The sequence below is a fragment of the Phormidium tenue FACHB-1052 genome (assembly GCF_014696675.1).
Lineage (GTDB): Bacteria > Cyanobacteriota > Cyanobacteriia > Phormidesmidales > Phormidesmidaceae > Nodosilinea > Nodosilinea tenuis_A.
Window position 1 is genome coordinate 594960 of record NZ_JACJQN010000001.1, and the last position, 17327, is coordinate 612286.

The following is a 17327-nucleotide window of genomic DNA, read 5'->3' on the forward strand; positions in this document are numbered from 1 at the left end:
GGCCAAGGGCTCTCAATGGGAGAAGACTACAGAAAAATTGACAGGGGTCGCAGAAAACTGGCCAGACTATTGTAGGCATCCTGAATGCGATCGCCCTCTAGCACCACTTCTTCGGTGGGGTACTTTTGCAGCACCTCCAGCAGGGTGATCTGGTTATCGTCGCTGGCTGACAGCACCAGGGCCGATCGCAGCGCCTGGCGATCGGCCTCGCCTTTGCCGGTATGAATAGAGTCGCCGAGCTGGTCAAGCGCCCACTCTCCAGGGCCGCTGTTGAGAGAGCGATCGAGCACAACCGAGTTGACGGGCAGCGGGCGAGTTAGCAGCGATCGCAGCTCTGCCGGATTTTGCCCCGCCTGATCGAGCAACCCGCCGAGCGGCCCAGACGATTCTCCAGTTTCGGCCAAAGCAGCCAACAGCGCTACGGGCACCGTGCGGCTAAACCCCCGGTAATTAAGGCGCACCGACTCAGCCGCCCCCGCTGGAGCTACTAGGGCACCCAGGCCCAGGCTGATGAATACTACTGCCGTTGCGACTTGACCGGCTCGATGTTGCATCGCGACCTCCTACCGATTGTTCTGCTGACGTCACGGCTTGCCCAAAGGTTGCAGCCCTGACGCGTGTAATCAGTATAACGAGGCTGACTCAATCGCCCAGCAAACCTGTGACGCGTTAGCCCTGTGGCCACAGGGCTAGCCGACTAATCTCAGCACTTAATGATGGGTTGAGACTAGCGGCAGAAGCGATGTAGTAGACAAAGCATTTTCTAAACATTCAGCACTCTAGTTTTTCTTATTAGAAGTGCCGCACTAGCATTTTCACTAATAGCGCTCAGACTTCCTCCAAGTACTTAACTAATCGCTTCTCATGACCCACAGAAGAAAGTTTTGTCAATTCTGCAGCTTCAGTACCATGGGGATTATTTGAATAGCCAAATGAGAACCACAGGTCATGCCCCTGATCTGTCAACAGGTCGATTGTTTTACTTCCATGACCAATAAAGAGTTCCTTCAGCCGATTGCGAATATTATTTGCCTTTCCGAGATAGACAGGTAAGTCTTCTGCGGTTTCGTCGTAAATTGCATAGATACCCTCTATTTCTGGCACTGAGTTTATATGAATGCTGGCAAAAGGTTTGACCTCATTTCCTCTCATTGCCTTCTCCTTAGGTGCCATAAAAAACTTATTTATCGACACCAAGAAGGGTCGATTCAACTTGCATTTAACTTATTCAATCCTTTGGACACGGATTCATAATATATGTTTGGCCATCGTCTCTCCACTATGGTCAAGGGTCTATAGAATTTCTGTGGTCATAACTTAGCCCGGCGTCAAAGAGTAAGTTGGCCATTGATGCTGAACACCGCTGTGATTAATTTCACTATGCCTTTGTTAGACACTTTATTACTTGAGCGTTAAACAGCATTGATGCCAACGCCATCGTCTTCGCCTCTGTAAAACTTACCTGCCTAGGAAAAGTCAGGTATCTCATTATGGTTGGTCAATATACTGAGCCATGTCTCTACGGTTGACTCAGTAATATTTGCGGTTATTTGGTGATTTTTCGTGGGTGAATTGGCGATCGCGCCGTAGGATTAACGGAATTGAATCAAGGAATCAACTAGTCACCAGGGCTGATGAGCAAAAAGCGCGATCGGTTAAAAGCATCACTAAAGGGGCTAGAGCTGGTTGAAGACACCATTCGTCAACGGGGATGGGGGCGGCAGTCGGCGGCTTGGTACGATCGCGCCCATGTCTCCCTCGCTACCCTGCGACGGTTTTGGCAGCGGATTCCGATCAGTGCCGATTACTTCAAAGCGATTTGTGAGGCAGCCCAGGTCGATTGGCAACAGGTGGCCGATCGCACTCCACCCTCGGCAAAGCCAGCCCTCTCTGACAATTACTACGGCGAGGTTTGGGTTGGGCGAGCCGCCCTGCTCGATGAGCTGGTGGAGCGCAGCCAAACGCACTGCCGTCTACTGCTGATCACAGGCATGACCGGGGTGGGCAAAACGGCTCTGGTCAATCAGTTGCGCCACCGGCTAGCACCGTCTTTGCCGAACCAGCGCTGCATTACCTTTGATGCCCGCGATCAAACCAGCTTTAGCCAGATCGCCCCATCCCTGAGCGACAGCCCTGTAGAAACCGCCTCGCTTTTGCCTGAAGAAAGAGTGAGTACGGTGGTGAACCAGTTGGCAACTCAGCCCAGTTTGCTGGTGCTAGACGGGCTAGAAGCCGCGCTGCAGGGCAACGAAGACACCGGCTGGAGTGAGTTTAAAGACGCCGAGTGGAAGCAGTTTTTCCATCGCCTGTTAGCGGCTCAAGCGTGCAAGAGCGTGGTGCTGGTGGCCACGCAGGAGTTTCCGGTGGAGCTGCGATCGCTCGGCAGCCGTTATCAATCCATCTGGCACTGCGCTTCCCTCAAAGGGTTAGCGCCCCCCGAGCAAATGCTGTTATTCGAGCAATTGGGGCTAGAACCCAAGGCCGATAGCCTGACCCAAGACCGGCTCCGCCGCATTGGAGCAGCCTACGAGGGCCACCCCCTCACCCTCCAAATCATCGCGGGAGAAATTCTCAACGCTCCTTTTCATGGCAACTTCGACGCTTACTGGAGCACCTACGGCCAAGAGATCGAGCGGCTAGAGCAGGTCGCCCAAGCCCTGCCCGTGGAGGGAGAAGACGATGGGCTGAGGCTTGATTCCTGTACCCGGCGTTTGCGGCAAATTGTGCGCCAGCGGGTTGAAGCCAGCTTTGACCGCCTGCGGCAGGAGGTGCCATTGGCCTACTGGCTGCTCTGTCTAGGGTCGGTCTATCGTCGCCCGGTGGTAGAGGCCTTTTGGCTGAATCTGTTGGCCCCCCTGCAACCCAATCTCGACCAGCAGCAGCTCATGGTAGACGCGCTGCTCGATCGCTATCTGGTCGAAGACCTCATAGAGCAAGGTCAGCTACACCTGCGCCAGCACAACTTAATCCGCAGCACTGCCCTGAGCCACCTGCGTCACCTGAGAACCCGCGATGACAACCCTGCCAGCTCCTGAGTACAAAACTCTAGAGGCTATGCCCCTAGACAGCTTAATTGCCAGCACCCTAGGAGGGGATCTGGCTGCATTGCGGCCCAGCCAGTTGGCCAATCTGCCGACGGTGGATCTTTCATCGCCCTGGGTATATGCCCACTATCTGGCGATCGCGCAGTGGTTGGAGCACTACAGACCTCACAGCCAGGCCCCTTTAGACCAGGTGCGGGGCTGGCTAGAGGCGTTTTATCACGCCTGTGAGGCGGAGTTGTGGCCGATCGCCCAGGCGATCGCTACGGCTCCCGTCAGCGATGGCATCGCTCTTTATCGGCAGCTGGGGCTGTGGGGGCACCGCCGTGAACAGGTCGAGCTGTGTGAGGCCTTGTTAGACCGGGTAGATCAAGAGTTACAGACCGAGCTACGGCAGCTAGCTGGAGACTGCTGGCAGCAGTTGGGAGCCTACGACAAAGCCAAACACCACTACGAAGTTCTGTTAGCAGAAAGTCGCGCCCAACCCAATCTGCGGCTAGAGGTCAAGGCCCGCCATAGCCTGGCCGATTTAGAGATGGCATGTTTGCGCTATCGCCCTGTCATCAAAGAGCTAGAAGCGATATTACCCCTGGCCCAAACCTTGGCGGACTGGGAAACGACGGCCAAGGTTTTGCAGCAGCTTGCCCGAGCCAATGGTTATACCAGGCGCACTCGCCGCAGTCTGGAGGTGTTGCAGGAGGCGTTGGCCCTGGCCCAAACCCATCGGCTTTCAGCCCAAGAAACAGCCACGCTGTACCATTTTGCCAAGATGTACGAATGGCGTGGCGAACCAGAGAAAGCATTACCTTACTTCAACCGCTGCTTAGTGTTGAGCCAAAATCAAAACGACCTGACCCTGCAAGCCAGTACCCTCACAGGGCTGTGTCGGTGTTCTTGTCTCAGCCGTGATTGGCCAGCGGCGATCGCCTACGGTCAGCAAAGTCTTGCCCTCTCTCGCGAAATCCACGCCTATAGCCAAGAGTTCATCATCCTTAACGATCTGGGCGTGATTTATACCTACGGTCTAAGCGATTTTGCTGAGGCCATGACCTACTTCAAACAGGCCGAAGGCATGGCTCAACGCATGGGGGAAGGGCAGGGCGCGATTGCGATTATCACGGCTCACCAGGCCTACTGCTACGCCGCCCTAGGCCAAGCCAGCCTAGCCCACCAGGCTATCCAAATGGCCTTGGCCGCAATAGAGGAAGAAGATATCGAAGCGTATATCGGCGCGATCGTCTACGCTTGTCTGGCCAAAGTGCGCTGGGAGCAACGCCATTACAGAGAAGCTCTAGTGTTGGTTTACCGAGCACTGCGCCTATCGCCTCCGTGGGAGACTGCCAATAGTCGTTTGCTGTTCCGCAAGTTTTTGGAAACCCTGGCTCGCCCCTTAGAAAAATGGCGATTGCTCGGCGTTGCACTGCTAAAGAGGCAAAAAGGAGCTGGATAACCGTCGAGGCTGCGGCCCACCCACGTCAGGGCTGGCGAAAAATCAGCCAACTGCCCACGGCGAGGATGTAGCCCGTCCCGACCAGGGCAACAGTGCCAAAGGGCAACCCCAGGTCGTAGAGGGTGCCGCCCACCACCAGCCCCAGGCTAACGGCAAGGTTTGAGACTGACATCAACAGGGCGTAGGTAAGCCCCTCGGCCAGGGGTGGGCAAGCGGGCACAACTCGCCCAAACAACCCCAGAAATCCAACGATCCCCAGCAGACCGCGCAGCAGGTAAACCCCATAGGCCGAATTCACATCGTGCATGAAAGCCAAGCTGAGGGTGGCCCCCGCCTGGCCAATGACAGCTAAGCTCAGCAGCGGCAGCTGCGGCGCACGCCAGGCCCATAGCCCAAACCCGATCGCCCCCAAAGCCGTGCCCACCGCCTCCACCGCCTTGAGTTGGCCAATCACCCCATTGCCAAAGCCCAGCTCCTGGGTCTGATAGAGGTAGTCCACCGGCAGCGGACTGATCTGTAGCACCACGACCAGGCCAATCACCCGACGCAGGTAGGGTTGTCTCAAGGCTCGGCAAAATTGCTGCCAACTGGCCCGCAGACGTTGGGTAGCGTCGGGTCTTTCAGGCAGCTTCCAGACCACCAGCCCCAGGGCAACCCCAGGCAGCAGGGTACTCAGCCAAAAGATTGTGCGTAGGGCAACGTGGTCGGCCAACCATCCTCCAGCCAAAAACATGGCTACCGCTGTGCTGCCCCACCCCACCCACTGAGCCGCCTGAAACAGGTTCGCCCGCTGTCGCCGCTGCCCTTCTACAACCATTAACCGATCAGCTAGCACATCCGAGACAGCCACCGCCGTAGAAACGATGCTGATGCCGATCAGCAGCTCGACAGCGGTGGGCTGCGGCACCAGACCCAACCCCCCAAATCCCGCCACCACCAGGCCGTAGCACAGGATCAGGTAGCTTTTAATCCGATAGTTCACCAGCGCAACCCCATCGGCTAGCAGCGCCCACAGCGGCTTGGTAAACCAGGGCAGCAGCACCGCAGCCTGAAAACTAGCTAGCTGTGTTGCCGAAAAGCCCAGGGCATCGGTCAGGTAGGCGGCTACGGGCAAATAGGCCAAGCCTGGATTGCTGCTGGCCGCCTGCACCGCATATAGCAGCGTCATGAAGCCCACCAACGATCGTTCTGTCAGGCGATGGGGCGTAGCCGGTAGTGCTGGGGGCGATCGCATCGGTCGTCAGGTTTGGTGCAGCTCATGGTAACGGTTAGCCCTGGCCCCAGGTCGATGCCCACCGTTGAGGTTTGTGGTTGATCGATTGGTCAATCCCATCAATCGGTTTTGGCTGGCGTGCTGAGGGAATAGCAAAAGCGATCGGCGCGAGAAATCGTGGATCCATGCAGCACCGGCTGCTGGTTCTGGGTATAGGCCGTATAGCGATACACCATCAGGGCGTGGCCCAGCGGCACCTCCAGATAGCTGCTGAGATCGTAGTCGGCGTGGGTGCATTCAATCACGCCGTCTAGCCGTTCAACCGGGATGCCGTTTTCAGCCAGGGTAGGAAAGGTCATCTGTCGCTTGAACAGGGGGACAAAGGGTTCACCCAATTCAGTGCTCAAGTAAGAAACATCCACTGCCCCAGCCGCACCGTCCATGCGCAGGAGTTTTTTTTGCAGATACACTCCAGTTTTTTTGACAATGCCCAGCTCGGTGGCGACGTCAGCCGGTGCAGGCACTGTTTCAAAGACTAAATTTTCAAAGGAGAAGGCGATCCCTTGACGGGCCATATCCTGCTCCAGAAACACCAGCGGGGTAGAGAGGGAATAGGTGACCTTTTTTTGGGGGGTAACGAAGACGCCCTTGCCTCGGTAGGCGATCGCCAATCCTTGGCTGACCAAATTCGCCACCGCCTGACGGGCCGTAATGCGGCTGACGCTGAAGGTTTCCATTAGCTGGTGCTCACTGGGCAGGCGATCGCCAGACTGGTACTCCCCCGCCTCAATCTGGTGGCGCAGCTTTTCAGAGATGCTGACATGTAGCGGAGTAGCCATGGTCAGGGAACCATCAACGGACGGCGGACATTCTTCAAAACGGCTTGGTCACCCCGCATAATTGTGCTAAGCTCACTTGTCATAACAAGTTGATCGAGGGTCGTTGTGCTGGCCAATTTAGTCAGCAGTTTTTTGTGGGAAAAGGGATTTGAGCGTCTGGGCGTTTCGCAACCCGGTTGTTTCCCACGTTTAATTATCTGACGTTGCCCCAACATTTTCTACCAGAACGTTAACCATGCTTACGAATCCTACCCCTGCGGTCGAAGCCACGTTGCCCCGTCAGCCGCGCCAGATTTTATCGGCGGCGACCTTGACCACCCTCAACCAGCGATCGAACTGGGCCGGGGCCAGGCAGTTTTTGGGCCACTTGGCAGTGACGGCCATCAGCGGCTACCTCTGGGCCACCGCTCCTGTGGAGCTGGCTCTGCCCGCCTTAGTGGTCTATGGAGCCAGCCTAGCGCTGATGTTTTGTGCCATGCACGAGTGCTGCCACCGCACCGCCTTCGCCAACCCCCGGATCAATGACGGTGCCGCCTGGCTGGCGGGGCTGCTGTCGTTTTATAACAGCACGTTTTACCGGCGCTACCACAAGTGGCACCACCGCTACACCCAGATTCTGGGCAAAGACCCTGAGCTAGAAGACGACAAGCCTACCAGCTTGAGCAACTACATCTGGCAGATGAGCGGCATTCCCTGGTGGATCGGCAAGGTGCGCTACCACAGCAAAGTCGCCCTAGGGCAACTCGACGGTCTATATTACTTACCCGAAAGCTCCCACACCGAGGTAGTTCGTTCAGTGCGTCTTCAGCTGCTGGCCTACACAGCGGTAATTGTTGTCTCGACCCTGCTGGGCCAGCCGTGGTTTTTGTTTACCTACTGGGTGCTGCCGCTGGCGGTGGGTCAACCCCTGCTGCGGGTTGTGCTGCTGGCCGAGCACACCGGCTGCCCCAACGACGCCAACCCGCTGATCAACACCCGCACCACGCTCACCGTCTGGCCCCTGCGTTGGCTAATGTGGAACATGCCCTACCACGCGGAGCACCACCTCTATCCATCAATTCCGTTTCAGGCGCTACCGGCGGCCCACGAGCAGCTCAAGCCCTACTTTGCCTGCATTGATGCTGGCTACGTGCAGGCCCATCGCAGTATTGCGGCGGATTTTAGCTAATGGGTAGGGCCACACCGGGGCGATTTGCGCTTCAGGAGTTTTCCCTCCAGTGCGGGGTTGTACTGCCCCAGGTGGAGGTGGTGTATCAGGTCTATGGCGAGCTGAATAGTCATCGCAACAACGCCATCCTCTACCCCACCTCCTACGGGGCGCAGCACACCGATGTTGACTGGCTTATGCGCCCCGGTGGCATTCTTGACCCCGATCGCTGGTGCGTGGTGATGGTCAACATGCTCGGCAATGGCCTTTCGACCTCGCCCAGTAATGATCCAGCCGTCGCCCAGCCCGGCGTCTACTTCACCCACTACGACAACGTGCGCGCCCAGCACGCCCTAGTTACGCAAGAACTGGGAATCGACCAGCTAGCCTTGGTCTACGGCTGGTCTATGGGAGCGCAGCAGGGCTACCACTGGGCAGCCCTCTACCCCGATCGCGTACAGCGCCTGGCGGCCCTCTGCGGCACCGCCAAAACCACCGATCACAACAAAATTTTTCTCTACAGCCTGCGGGCCGCCCTCACGAGCGACCCGACTTGGAACGGCGAACGGTTTGAGGGCATTCCCGATCGCGGCTTTCACACCTTTGCCCAGATCTACGCCAGCTGGGCCGCCAGCCAGGCCTACTACCGAGCCAAGCCCTACCTGGCCTGGGGCTACGACTCGCTTGAAGACTATATTCTGCGCGGCTGGGAGGCAGGCTACCGCCAGCGCGACCCCCACAACCTGCTGGCGATGATCGACACCTGGCTGCGCTGCGATGTGAGCGATAATCCGGTTTACCAGGGCGACTACGCTAAAGCGATGGGGTCAATCACCGCCAAAACCCTGGTTATGCCAGCCACCACCGATCTGTACTTCACCCCGGAGGATTGCGAGGCCGAGGCGGCACTGATTCCCAATGCCGAGTATCGGCCCATCCCCTCCATTTGGGGACATCGGGCGGGCAACCCCTACCAAAACTCTGAGGATGAGGCGTTTATTCGGGAGGCGATCGCAGCCCTGTTGAGCCAGTCCTAAATCGATGAGAACAGGCCATAGATCGCCAAGTTAATTTATGCATGCACCCGTGAACCACCGGGTTTTAGCAGTGGTTACAGTTATTTTCAGGGAGGGCTATGGTTGACATCGCCACGGCCCGTTGCGGCTTAAAGCAAAGGATTGTCTGGCCAGTGTAGGTGTCGTGGAGGATCATGACGACCCGGACAGTCGAACCACCGGGACTGTTGCCCCAGCTATGGTTGCCCCGGCCTAGGGAAAATCCCGCTTGCGGCCCACCACCATGAGGGGTTGCCCACCCCAACCAGCGGGGCCGGATCGCTTTGAGAACGCTTTGGGAACGGTTCTGGATCGGCACCTTTCGTACCGTAGGTTCAGATGTTGAGTAACCCATCGGAGAACCTTATGTCCCAACAGACTTCTACTGTGGCGCAGCCCACCGCCCTGGGCGATCGCGGCCTGGTCAAACTGTCAGAGCATCAAACGTCTACAGCAGCGGCGATTTTGGCCCGCAGCTTTGTGGATGACCCCATGTTTGACTTCATCTTCCCCCAGTGGGACACGCGGCTACAGGCGCTGACGGCCTTCTTTCGCCCCTTTGTGATCGATGGTCTGCGGCGCGGAGAGGTGTGGCTGGCCCCAGCGGATCAAGGGGCGTGCGTCTGGTATCCCAGCGACGTGCCCCTCTTTTGCGATGCGTTTGAGGCGGTGATAGACGAGGCGATCGCAACCGCCACCCATTTTGCTGGCCCCGCTGCCGCTGCCCGACTAGAACACCTTGTCAACCAGGTCAGCGCTTACGAGCCCACCGTGCCGCGCTACGAAATCCTGTGGATTGGTCTGGTGCCCGAAGCCCGAGGCCAGGGTCTGGGTGGTCAGCTCCTTCAGCCTGCGATCGCCGCCGCCGATGCCCAACAGGTGGGCTCTTATCTAGTGTCATCCAACCACCGCAATCTCTCGTTCTATCAGCGCCACGGCTTTCAAAAAACCGCCACCATTGCGATCAGCCCCACCTATGCCATGACCGGCATGGGTCGCCGTCTCGACCAATCATCCCTAGCTGCTTAACCCGTAGCTTGGGCGCAGCCCGCCCCCAAAAGCCTTGACCCAGGCGAACCCGCCGTACTTTCCCTGAGATGACTCAGCTGAAGACCGAATTATCTATCACCCAGACCAGGAGGCCCCTATGGCACGCTATCGACACAACTTGCCCCAGCTGTCCGATCACCTATTCTTAGCTGACGGTGGCATCGAAACTACGCTGATCTTCCACAACGGCTTTGATCTGCCCTACTTTGCCGCCTTTGACCTGTTGCGCCACACCGAGGGCCAGCAGGCGCTAGACAACTACTTTCGCACCTATGCCGCTCTGGCCGCCGAAAACCAGGTGGGTCTGGTTCTCGAGAGCGCTACCTGGCGCGCCAGTGCCGACTGGGCTGCCAAACTGGGCTACACGCCCGAAGACCTAACCCAGGTACAGTATCAGGCCATTCAACTGCTAGAGGCCGTGCGCAGCCAGTACGACACCGAGCGATCGCCCATTGTCATCAGCGGCTGCATCGGCCCCCAGGGCGATGGCTATAATCCCGAGAGCTTTCTGACTGCGGAGGAAGCTCAGGTTTACCACCAGCCACAGATCGCGGCGTTTCGCGATACCGAGGCCGACCTGGTGACGGCCATTACGATGACCTACGTACAAGAGGCGTTGGGTATTACCCGCGCCGCCCAGGCGGTCGAGATGCCTGTAGTGATTTCCTTTACGGTGGAGACCGATGGCCGTTTGCCCTCGGGGCAGGCGTTGGGGGATGCGATCGCCCAGGTCGATGCTGCTACCGACAATGGCCCAGCCTACTACATGATCAACTGTGCCCACCCCAGCCACTTTGCCCACATTCTCGCTACGGACGAACCTTGGCTCAAGCGCATTCGCGGCCTGCGGGCCAATGCTTCTACCAAAAGCCATGCCGAACTCGACGAAGCCGAAGACCTCGATGACGGCAACCCCGCAGAACTGGGCCACCAGTATCGCGAGCTCAAGCAGGCACTGCCCAACCTGAACGTGCTGGGAGGCTGTTGCGGCACCGACGATCGCCACATAGCCGCTATTTGTCAGGCCTGCCTGCCCCTGTGGTGGAATCAAGCCGCCGGGGCTGGCCTGTTGCGGCGGATCTGATTTGCCTACTAGCCGCTTCACGCTCAGCCCCTTGCTGGTCATCCCTGGGTACTGGCGTGCCTGACTCAGCTGGAACCTGACGAATTAGGACTTCCGTCGGGTTCCAGCTGCACCGATGGCTCACACTGCACTGGAAAGTTCATCGAATTGGCAATAAAACACTTTTGATGGGCCTGTTCGTGAAGCTGTGCCGCCAGCACACTGTCGCTCTCGGGCGTAATGGTCACGATAGGCCGAAGCAAAACCTTAGAGAACTGCCCGCCACCCTCTACCGATTCCATCATGGTGCCGATTGGATAGTCGACGTAGCGGGTGACAATTACCTGGGCCTCAGCGCACAGGTGCAGGTACCACAGCATGTGGCAGCTCGATAGCGAGGCGACCAGCAGCTCTTCGGGATTGTATTTGGTTTTGTCGCCCCGAAAGACCGGGTCAGCAGAGGCCGCGATCGCCGGTTTGTCGGCAGCGGTAATGGTGTGGGCGCGATCGTAAGCGCTATAGCTCTGGGTGCCTTGACCGGTGTTGCCCGTCCAGGTCACCTCAACCCGGTAGAGGTGGGGCTTTGCTTTGGTCATCCTAGTCCTCTGAAAGTTAAGACAGGCTACAGATCTAAGGTAAGAATGACACGATCGCGGCACCAAATGCCGTTTTCATAAATTGGCTCTGGATAGTGGCGCACAAAGTAGTCGCGATCGATCGACTCCATGCGAAAGCCCATTTTTTGGTAAAAGGCCAGCTGCCCAATGCCAGCGGTGCCGGTGCCTACAATCATGCGCTTGGCTCCCTGCTGACGCGATCGCTCCACAGCCGCCGCCAGCAGCAACTTCCCCAACTTCTTGCCCTGGTGGCTGGGGGCAACGGCAATATTCATGACTTCGACTACCTGGCGATCGCGCGGCAGCAGAACCACCACAGCAATCACAGACTCCTCCGCCAGCAGCCCCATCACCGTAGATTGATGAATGTAGGCTTCGATCAGCGATCGCGACGGATCGGCATCCAGCAGTAGTGGCCAGGGCCATTCTGCTGGGGTGAGATCTTTTACCTGCATAGCCTGTCCAACCGTGGGTGGGCCAATGTATCTAGCAACCGTGAAGAACGAAAACCCACCATTAGGATAGCCCTCAGCAAAAAAGGGCGTCCCATGGGACGCCCTTTTTCACAACTATTGTTAAGCCTGAGGCCTTAAGCACCTCAGAGTCAAAAGACTAGTTCTCTAGAATGACCTTGGCTACCATGCCAGCGCCACGGTGGGGAGCGCAGTAGTAGGTGTAGGTACCAGCAGGCATGTCGCTGGTAAAGGTGGTGGCGTAGTTCTCGCCAGGGGCAAAGGTCAGCTGGGTGTGGGAAATGCTGTCGGCCAGAGCCTTGTCGCCGGGCACACCAGCAGCGTCAAACACGACGTTGTGGGGGGCCATTTTGTTGTTGACCCAGGTCACGGTGTCGCCGGGCTTAACGGTGACGGTGCTAGGTTCAAACACCAGCAGACCCGCATCAGAACCCATTTTCACATCATAGTTGGTGGCCGCAGCGGGGGCAGAGGCCAGGGTGAGAGTACCCACCACTAAAAGAGCAGACAGAATAACCAAGCCCAAACGCTGGGCGGCGCGGAATACACGTTGCATAACTACCTCTAAAGCTCGTATCTCTAGTTCAATTAGTCAGGAAGCCGTTGAACAGCCTTCCTATGGCATATTACCTGCTTTGCGCAGTAACTTGGGGCCTCAACCCTGGAGTAATTGCCGTCCTCGGCAACCGACAAAACTCTGTGAGCAGAAATCGCAGGTGTACACTCCAGGGCTTAATCATCAAACGATGGAGAAGACCCAAGTAACCTATCCATCCCTAGACTTGAGGAGCAGAGAAGCGGGTCTTACCAGCTCCCCACATGTCGCCAATCACCCTGGGCTGAAGCAAAATATGGCCTGAAATCGCCACGAGATCTTCCTCAGTCAAACTACGCATTTTCGGGAAGATATCAGCACTCTTTTTGCTGGGGTGTACCTGAGAAATATCGGTCAGACCGTCGTAGGTCATCGGCTCTTTCAGATAGGCCACCAGGGATTCAAGGTTATCGCGGGGAGGCAAGGAACCGGCTAGGGAGTCCGGATCAAGGCCAACGGTGGGGTTGGTTTTGGTGATCCCCCCGACGTGGCAGGTGCCACAGGCGTAGTTAAACTGGCGACGGCCACGGGTTACCTGCTCCAAAGACAGCACATAAGTGTCCCCTGCGGGATTGAGCTGTACAGTACGGGTGGCTTCATCTAGCTCAGCCGCGACAGCGTCTCCCATGACCAGGTGGCTGACAAAGAAGAGTGCGACCGCAACTAGCCAAATGCATCTCTTCAACATGGTTCTCCTCGAATGTATAGGGCTTGGGTATGAAATCAACACAGCTATGTTAAGTCCAACTTAGAACCTAGAGTTTCCCATGAGGCAAAACTCCACGTCTGATCTTGGATTTAGATGTAATTCAACGGAGTTTTCCCCATTAAATTATTCACGTAATGTCTATCATGCCACCGAAGGGGGCCATTCCCAATGCTCGCCGTTATAAATCGACGCCAATATGGGTTGGCTCTGCGGCATTGAGGCCGTTGGCCCAGGGGGTGTGGTTATCGACAACAGCGGGGGCAGCGACCGGCTGGTGCAGACGAATGAGCTGAGCCAAGGTCTGCTTGAGCTGGGTGCGCGGCACGATCGCATCGACAAAGCCGTGGTCGCGCAGGTACTCGGCGGTTTGAAAATTGTCGGGCAGTTTTTCGCGTAGGGTTTGCTCGACGACGCGGCGACCGGCAAAGCCAATGGTGGCCTTGGGCTCAGCCAAAATGATGTCGCCCAGCATGGCAAAGCTGGCGGTGACGCCCCCAGTGGTGGGGTGAGTGAGCACCGGCATGTAGAGCAGTTTGGCTGCCTGGTGCTGCTGAAGCGCGCCCGAAATTTTGGCCATCTGCATCAGGCTGAGCATGCCTTCCTGCATGCGGGCTCCACCGGAGGCACAGACGATGATCACCGGGCGGCTCGTGGCGGTGCCGCGCTCGATCAAACGGGTGAGTTTTTCACCGACCACCGAGCCCATGCTGCCGCCCATGAAGCGAAAGTCCATGACGCCGAGGGCGACGGGCAAGCCGTCTAGTGTGCCGAGGCCGGTTTGCACAGCGTCGGTGAGTTTGGTTTTGGCCTGGGTATCGCGCAGGCGATCGCCGTAGCCCTTGCGATCCTTAAATTTGAGTGGATCTTGAGGCTGAATGTGAACATCGAGAGGCTGCCAGGTGTTGGCGTCAATTAGCTGGCGAATGCGCTCGTCGCTAAAGATGCGGTGGTGGTGACCACAGTCGCTACATACCCACTGATTGGTGCGCAAATCTTTGGTGTAGGTGAGCACGTCGCAGTGTTCACACTTCGTCCAGAGACCGTCGGCAATTTCTCGCTCCTGGCGGTCTTCGCTAATGGGACCTGACTTACGGCGATTGGCAAACCAGTCAAACAGAGACATGCGTGGGTTCATCGGCGACAGAACGACCTAAAAGTGTTCGTTTTGAACACAACCCCCATCCTACCGGGTTTGCTCCTTCTCCGATAGATGGGCTCCGATAGATGGGCTGAGTCAGACGCGGGTTATGAGCGCCGCGACTGGAGCCATGGCAGAACTAGGGCTAAACCAAGGTTGCAGCCTGGCCGCTACTTTGTCGTCATGACATAGACCCCGTCCCAGTCTTCGGGGGGCGGCTGCACTAAATATTGCCGGGCGCGGCTCAGGTGCACGGTCACGGCTTTGTCGTGGGGGCGCATCTGCTGGGCCTGCTCAAATAGGCGCAGAGCTTGCTCAAACTGCATAGCGGTGTAGGCGCTGCGGGCCTGGGCGTAAAGGCCGAGAAAGGCTTCGGTATCGGCGGTGAGCGGGGCGTCACGCTGATCGATCAGTTCATAGATGCCAACGGCGCGCTGTTTGCCTTTAACCTGGGTGCGGTCTAGCTCGCGGGCCCAAATTCTGTCGGCGCAGAGGGCATAGGTGTACTCGCTGATCACGATGTCGCAGCCATACTCTTTGGTCACCCCCTCCAGGCGAGAGCTGAGGTTAACTCCGTCGCCGATAACGGTGTATTCCATTTTGCGCTGGGAGCCAATGTTGCCCGAGACGACTTCGCCGGAGCTAACACCAATGCCAATGCGAATTTTGGGCTGCCCTAGAGCCCCGCGTTCGTTATTAAACTTAGCTAGCCGTCGCCGCATGTCGAGGGCGCTTTGCACAGCGGCCCAGGCGTGGTTAGTCAGGGGCAACGGTGCACCAAACACGGCCATCAGCGCGTCGCCAATAAACTTATCGAGGGTGCCCTCAAAATGAAAGACCGACTCCACCATGGTTTCGAAGTAGGCGTTGAGCATTTCGACGACTTTGTCGGCTTCCAGGTCTTCGGTCAGGGTGGTGTAGCCGCGAATATCTGAAAAGAGCACCGTGACATCTTTGCGCTCGCCTTTCATCAGCAGATCGTCACCTAGGGCCATCACCCGCTCGGCGACACCGGGGGTCATGTAGCGGTAGAGGGTGCTCTTCATCCGCTTTTCTTGGCTGATATCTTCGAGCACGAGCAGGCCGCCCAGCACACCGCCCTCGGGGTTAGTCAGGGGGTTAACGGTGAGATTGATGCTGCGCTCAATGATCTGCACCACCTCTTTGGGTACCGGAGTCCCGGTCGGATCGCCCCAGGGTCGGTAGAGGGCAGGATTGTCGCTGTCGGGCAGGGCCAGCTCAGAGATCGGGTCTAGCTCAGTGCCAGGGCCAGGGGCGATCGCTACCCGCAAACTCTGCTCCGGCACGTAGTGGCGCGCTCCGGTACTGAGGCTGTCTTGAATGCGACAGCGCAGGCTCTCAACGGGGATCGCCTCCCACACCGGGCGGTGGAGTAGAGCCGCGCACCAGCGATCGCGAATGGTGCGACTGTGATCGGTGTCTTCGGGGCAACCGATTAGCTGGAGGGCAGCATCGTTGATGGTGATAATTCGCCCGTCCATATCGGTGGAAATTACCGCATCGGAGAGGCTTTGTAGAATGTCTTTTTGGTACTGCTTCTCGACTAAAACGCTCTCAAACAGCTTGGCGTTTTCTAGGGCGACACCGGCCTGAATGTTGAAGGCCCGCATGAAGGCTTCGTCTGAGGTGGTGAAGGTGCCCTGGGCCTTATTGATTAGCTGGGTGACGGCAATCAGCTTGCCGCCCGAGTCAAATACCGGCATGCAGAGGATATTGCGGGTGCGGTAGCCGGTGCGTTTGTCGGGTTCGGGGTTGAAGCGGGGATCCTGGTAGGCATCGGGGATATTGAGCAGTTCACCAGTAGTGGCGACATGGCCGACAATGCCGCTGTTTTTAGGATTGCGCAGCTCCACCATCGATTTGCCATCGGCAGATTTTACCTTTGACCACAGATCGCCGCTCTCATCGTCGATCAGCCAGAGAGTGCTGCGATCGGCCTGCATGAGCTGACGGGCTTCTCCCATCACAGATTGCAGGGTCTTCTCCAGATCTAAGCTCTGCTCCAGCGACGAGATCGCCTTGAGCAGAGCAGCCACGCCCTTCTGGTTGCGGGCGGCGATGTAGAACGAGTTGCAGCTTTCGAGAATCACCCCCAGGGATTCGGCAAACTCTTTGAAGTGGCGCTCGTCTTGCTCGTCGAAGGGGGTGTGGTTGAGCTTGTTGAGCAGCTGCACCACCGCCACAATGTTGTCGGTTTTTTTGCTCAACACCGGCATGCAGAGAATGCTGCGGGTGCGGTAGCCAGTCTTTTTGTCGTGGGTGGGGTCAAAGCGATCGTCGGCGTAGGCGTCGGGAATATTCAGCGGCAGCACATGGGTAGCCACGTGGCCCGAGATGCCCTTGCCCATGGGCACGCGAATTTCGAGCGATCGCTCCCCATCCCCCTGGGCAATCTTCGACCACAGCTCCTGCTTTTCCTGATCCACCATAAAAATGGTGGTGCGCTCAGCCTGAAGAATCTGACCGATCTTGAGGGTAAACGCCTCCAAAATCTGCTCCAGCATGACCTCCAACGACTCGTTGTTGATCATGTCGATGGCGCGCAAAAAATGCTCAAACTCCGCCGTAATTTGGTCGAGCAGACTGATGAACTGCGGCGTGGGCAGATCGCGCACCCGGTTAGTGAGAGAACTGGTTTGGTTAGCCAGAGACAGCGCGGTGATCATGCTGCGTTGGTTGAAGACCGGCCCCGAAAGGCCATCGATCTGAGGTGCCATGGGAACCCTATTCAAGCGTGGCAGATGGAAAAACAATGGGCGCAGTCAGCCGCCTGGATAAATTGAGGAACTGTGCAGGCTCATTCCAGAAGCGGCAAATCGACAGGGAAACTTCTCCCCACAAAACCCTCTCGCCGAGGTATTAGTGAACCTGCTAACACCTCTTACTCTAACCGTATACCCCAGGTCGTAGGACAGA

The 17327-nt window shown here is 57.4% G+C and carries 16 protein-coding genes; 6 read left to right on the forward strand and 10 right to left on the reverse strand.

Features of this window, described 5'->3' with window-relative positions; translation table 11 throughout:
* Positions 1–26 precede the first annotated feature (26 nt).
* Together H6G07_RS02720 and H6G07_RS02725 are read right to left on the reverse strand one after the other, a co-directional pair.
* Entirely contained in the window at positions 27–554 is a 528-nt protein-coding gene (locus H6G07_RS02720; RefSeq protein ID WP_073606543.1) for an alpha/beta hydrolase, read from the reverse strand.
* A gap of 274 nt (positions 555–828) precedes the next feature.
* Positions 829–1173, reverse strand: coding sequence for a GIY-YIG nuclease family protein (locus H6G07_RS02725; protein WP_073606542.1), 345 nt, complete (start codon positions 1171–1173; stop codon positions 829–831).
* A 461-nt stretch (positions 1174–1634) separates the two neighbouring features.
* Between H6G07_RS02725 and H6G07_RS02730 the strand changes: the two genes are divergently transcribed.
* On the forward strand, positions 1635–3035 hold the full coding sequence (locus H6G07_RS02730) for an ATP-binding protein (protein WP_073606541.1): 1401 nt from the start codon (positions 1635–1637) through the stop codon (positions 3033–3035).
* Positions 3013–4491: a tetratricopeptide repeat protein gene (locus tag H6G07_RS02735; protein ID WP_073606540.1), complete on the forward strand. Its 1479-nt coding sequence runs from the start codon at positions 3013–3015 to the stop codon at positions 4489–4491. Before H6G07_RS02730 ends, H6G07_RS02735 begins: the two co-directional genes overlap by 23 nt.
* Positions 4492–4516: 25 nt before the next feature.
* Here the strand turns inward: H6G07_RS02735 and H6G07_RS02740 are convergent, their stop codons facing one another.
* Both H6G07_RS02740 and H6G07_RS02745 read right to left on the reverse strand, forming a co-directional pair.
* Positions 4517–5725, reverse strand: a complete 1209-nt coding sequence (locus H6G07_RS02740) for an MFS transporter (RefSeq protein ID WP_073606539.1) — start codon at positions 5723–5725, stop codon at positions 4517–4519.
* 98 nt (positions 5726–5823) lie between these two features.
* Positions 5824–6543 carry a GntR family transcriptional regulator gene (locus tag H6G07_RS02745; RefSeq protein ID WP_073606538.1) on the reverse strand — a complete coding sequence of 240 codons (720 nt, stop codon included), beginning with the start codon at positions 6541–6543 and terminating at the stop codon, positions 5824–5826.
* 235 nt (positions 6544–6778) lie between these two features.
* On the opposite strand from H6G07_RS02745, the gene H6G07_RS02750 reads away from it, so the two are divergent.
* The 4 genes from H6G07_RS02750 to H6G07_RS02765 all read left to right on the forward strand — a co-directional run bounded on the left by H6G07_RS02750 (position 6779) and on the right by H6G07_RS02765 (position 10879).
* Positions 6779–7711 carry a fatty acid desaturase gene (locus tag H6G07_RS02750; protein ID WP_073606537.1) on the forward strand — a complete coding sequence of 311 codons (933 nt, stop codon included), beginning with the start codon at positions 6779–6781 and terminating at the stop codon, positions 7709–7711.
* A complete protein-coding gene (locus H6G07_RS02755) occupies positions 7711–8727 on the forward strand; it encodes an alpha/beta fold hydrolase (RefSeq protein WP_073606536.1) in 1017 nt (338 codons plus the stop codon). The genes H6G07_RS02750 and H6G07_RS02755 overlap by 1 nt, the downstream gene beginning before the upstream one ends.
* A gap of 384 nt (positions 8728–9111) precedes the next feature.
* Positions 9112–9774, forward strand: coding sequence for a GNAT family N-acetyltransferase (locus H6G07_RS02760; RefSeq protein WP_199311849.1), 663 nt, complete (start codon positions 9112–9114; stop codon positions 9772–9774).
* A 118-nt stretch (positions 9775–9892) separates the two neighbouring features.
* A complete protein-coding gene (locus H6G07_RS02765; protein ID WP_073606535.1) occupies positions 9893–10879 on the forward strand; it encodes a homocysteine S-methyltransferase family protein in 987 nt (328 codons plus the stop codon).
* 65 nt (positions 10880–10944) lie between these two features.
* On the opposite strand, the gene H6G07_RS02770 is transcribed toward H6G07_RS02765, so the two are convergent.
* The 6 genes from H6G07_RS02770 to H6G07_RS02795 all read right to left on the reverse strand — a co-directional run bounded on the left by H6G07_RS02770 (position 10945) and on the right by H6G07_RS02795 (position 17128).
* Positions 10945–11454, reverse strand: a complete 510-nt coding sequence (locus tag H6G07_RS02770; protein WP_073606534.1) for an OsmC family protein — start codon at positions 11452–11454, stop codon at positions 10945–10947.
* 26 nt (positions 11455–11480) lie between these two features.
* Complete coding sequence (locus H6G07_RS02775) at positions 11481–11930, reverse strand: GNAT family N-acetyltransferase (protein ID WP_073606533.1); 450 nt, start codon at positions 11928–11930, stop codon at positions 11481–11483.
* 157 nt (positions 11931–12087) lie between these two features.
* Positions 12088–12504, reverse strand: a complete 417-nt coding sequence (petE, locus tag H6G07_RS02780) for a plastocyanin (protein WP_073606532.1) — start codon at positions 12502–12504, stop codon at positions 12088–12090.
* Positions 12505–12724: 220 nt separating this feature from the next.
* A complete protein-coding gene (gene psbV / locus H6G07_RS02785; protein WP_073606531.1) occupies positions 12725–13231 on the reverse strand; it encodes a photosystem II cytochrome c-550 in 507 nt (168 codons plus the stop codon).
* 199 nt (positions 13232–13430) lie between these two features.
* Entirely contained in the window at positions 13431–14375 is a 945-nt protein-coding gene (gene accD, locus H6G07_RS02790) for an acetyl-CoA carboxylase, carboxyltransferase subunit beta (protein WP_073607016.1), read from the reverse strand.
* 185 nt (positions 14376–14560) lie between these two features.
* The gene (locus tag H6G07_RS02795; RefSeq protein ID WP_073606530.1) at positions 14561–17128 is read right to left on the reverse strand and encodes a GAF domain-containing protein; all 2568 of its coding nucleotides are present in this window, start codon (positions 17126–17128) and stop codon (positions 14561–14563) included.
* Positions 17129–17327: the final 199 nt, after the last annotated feature.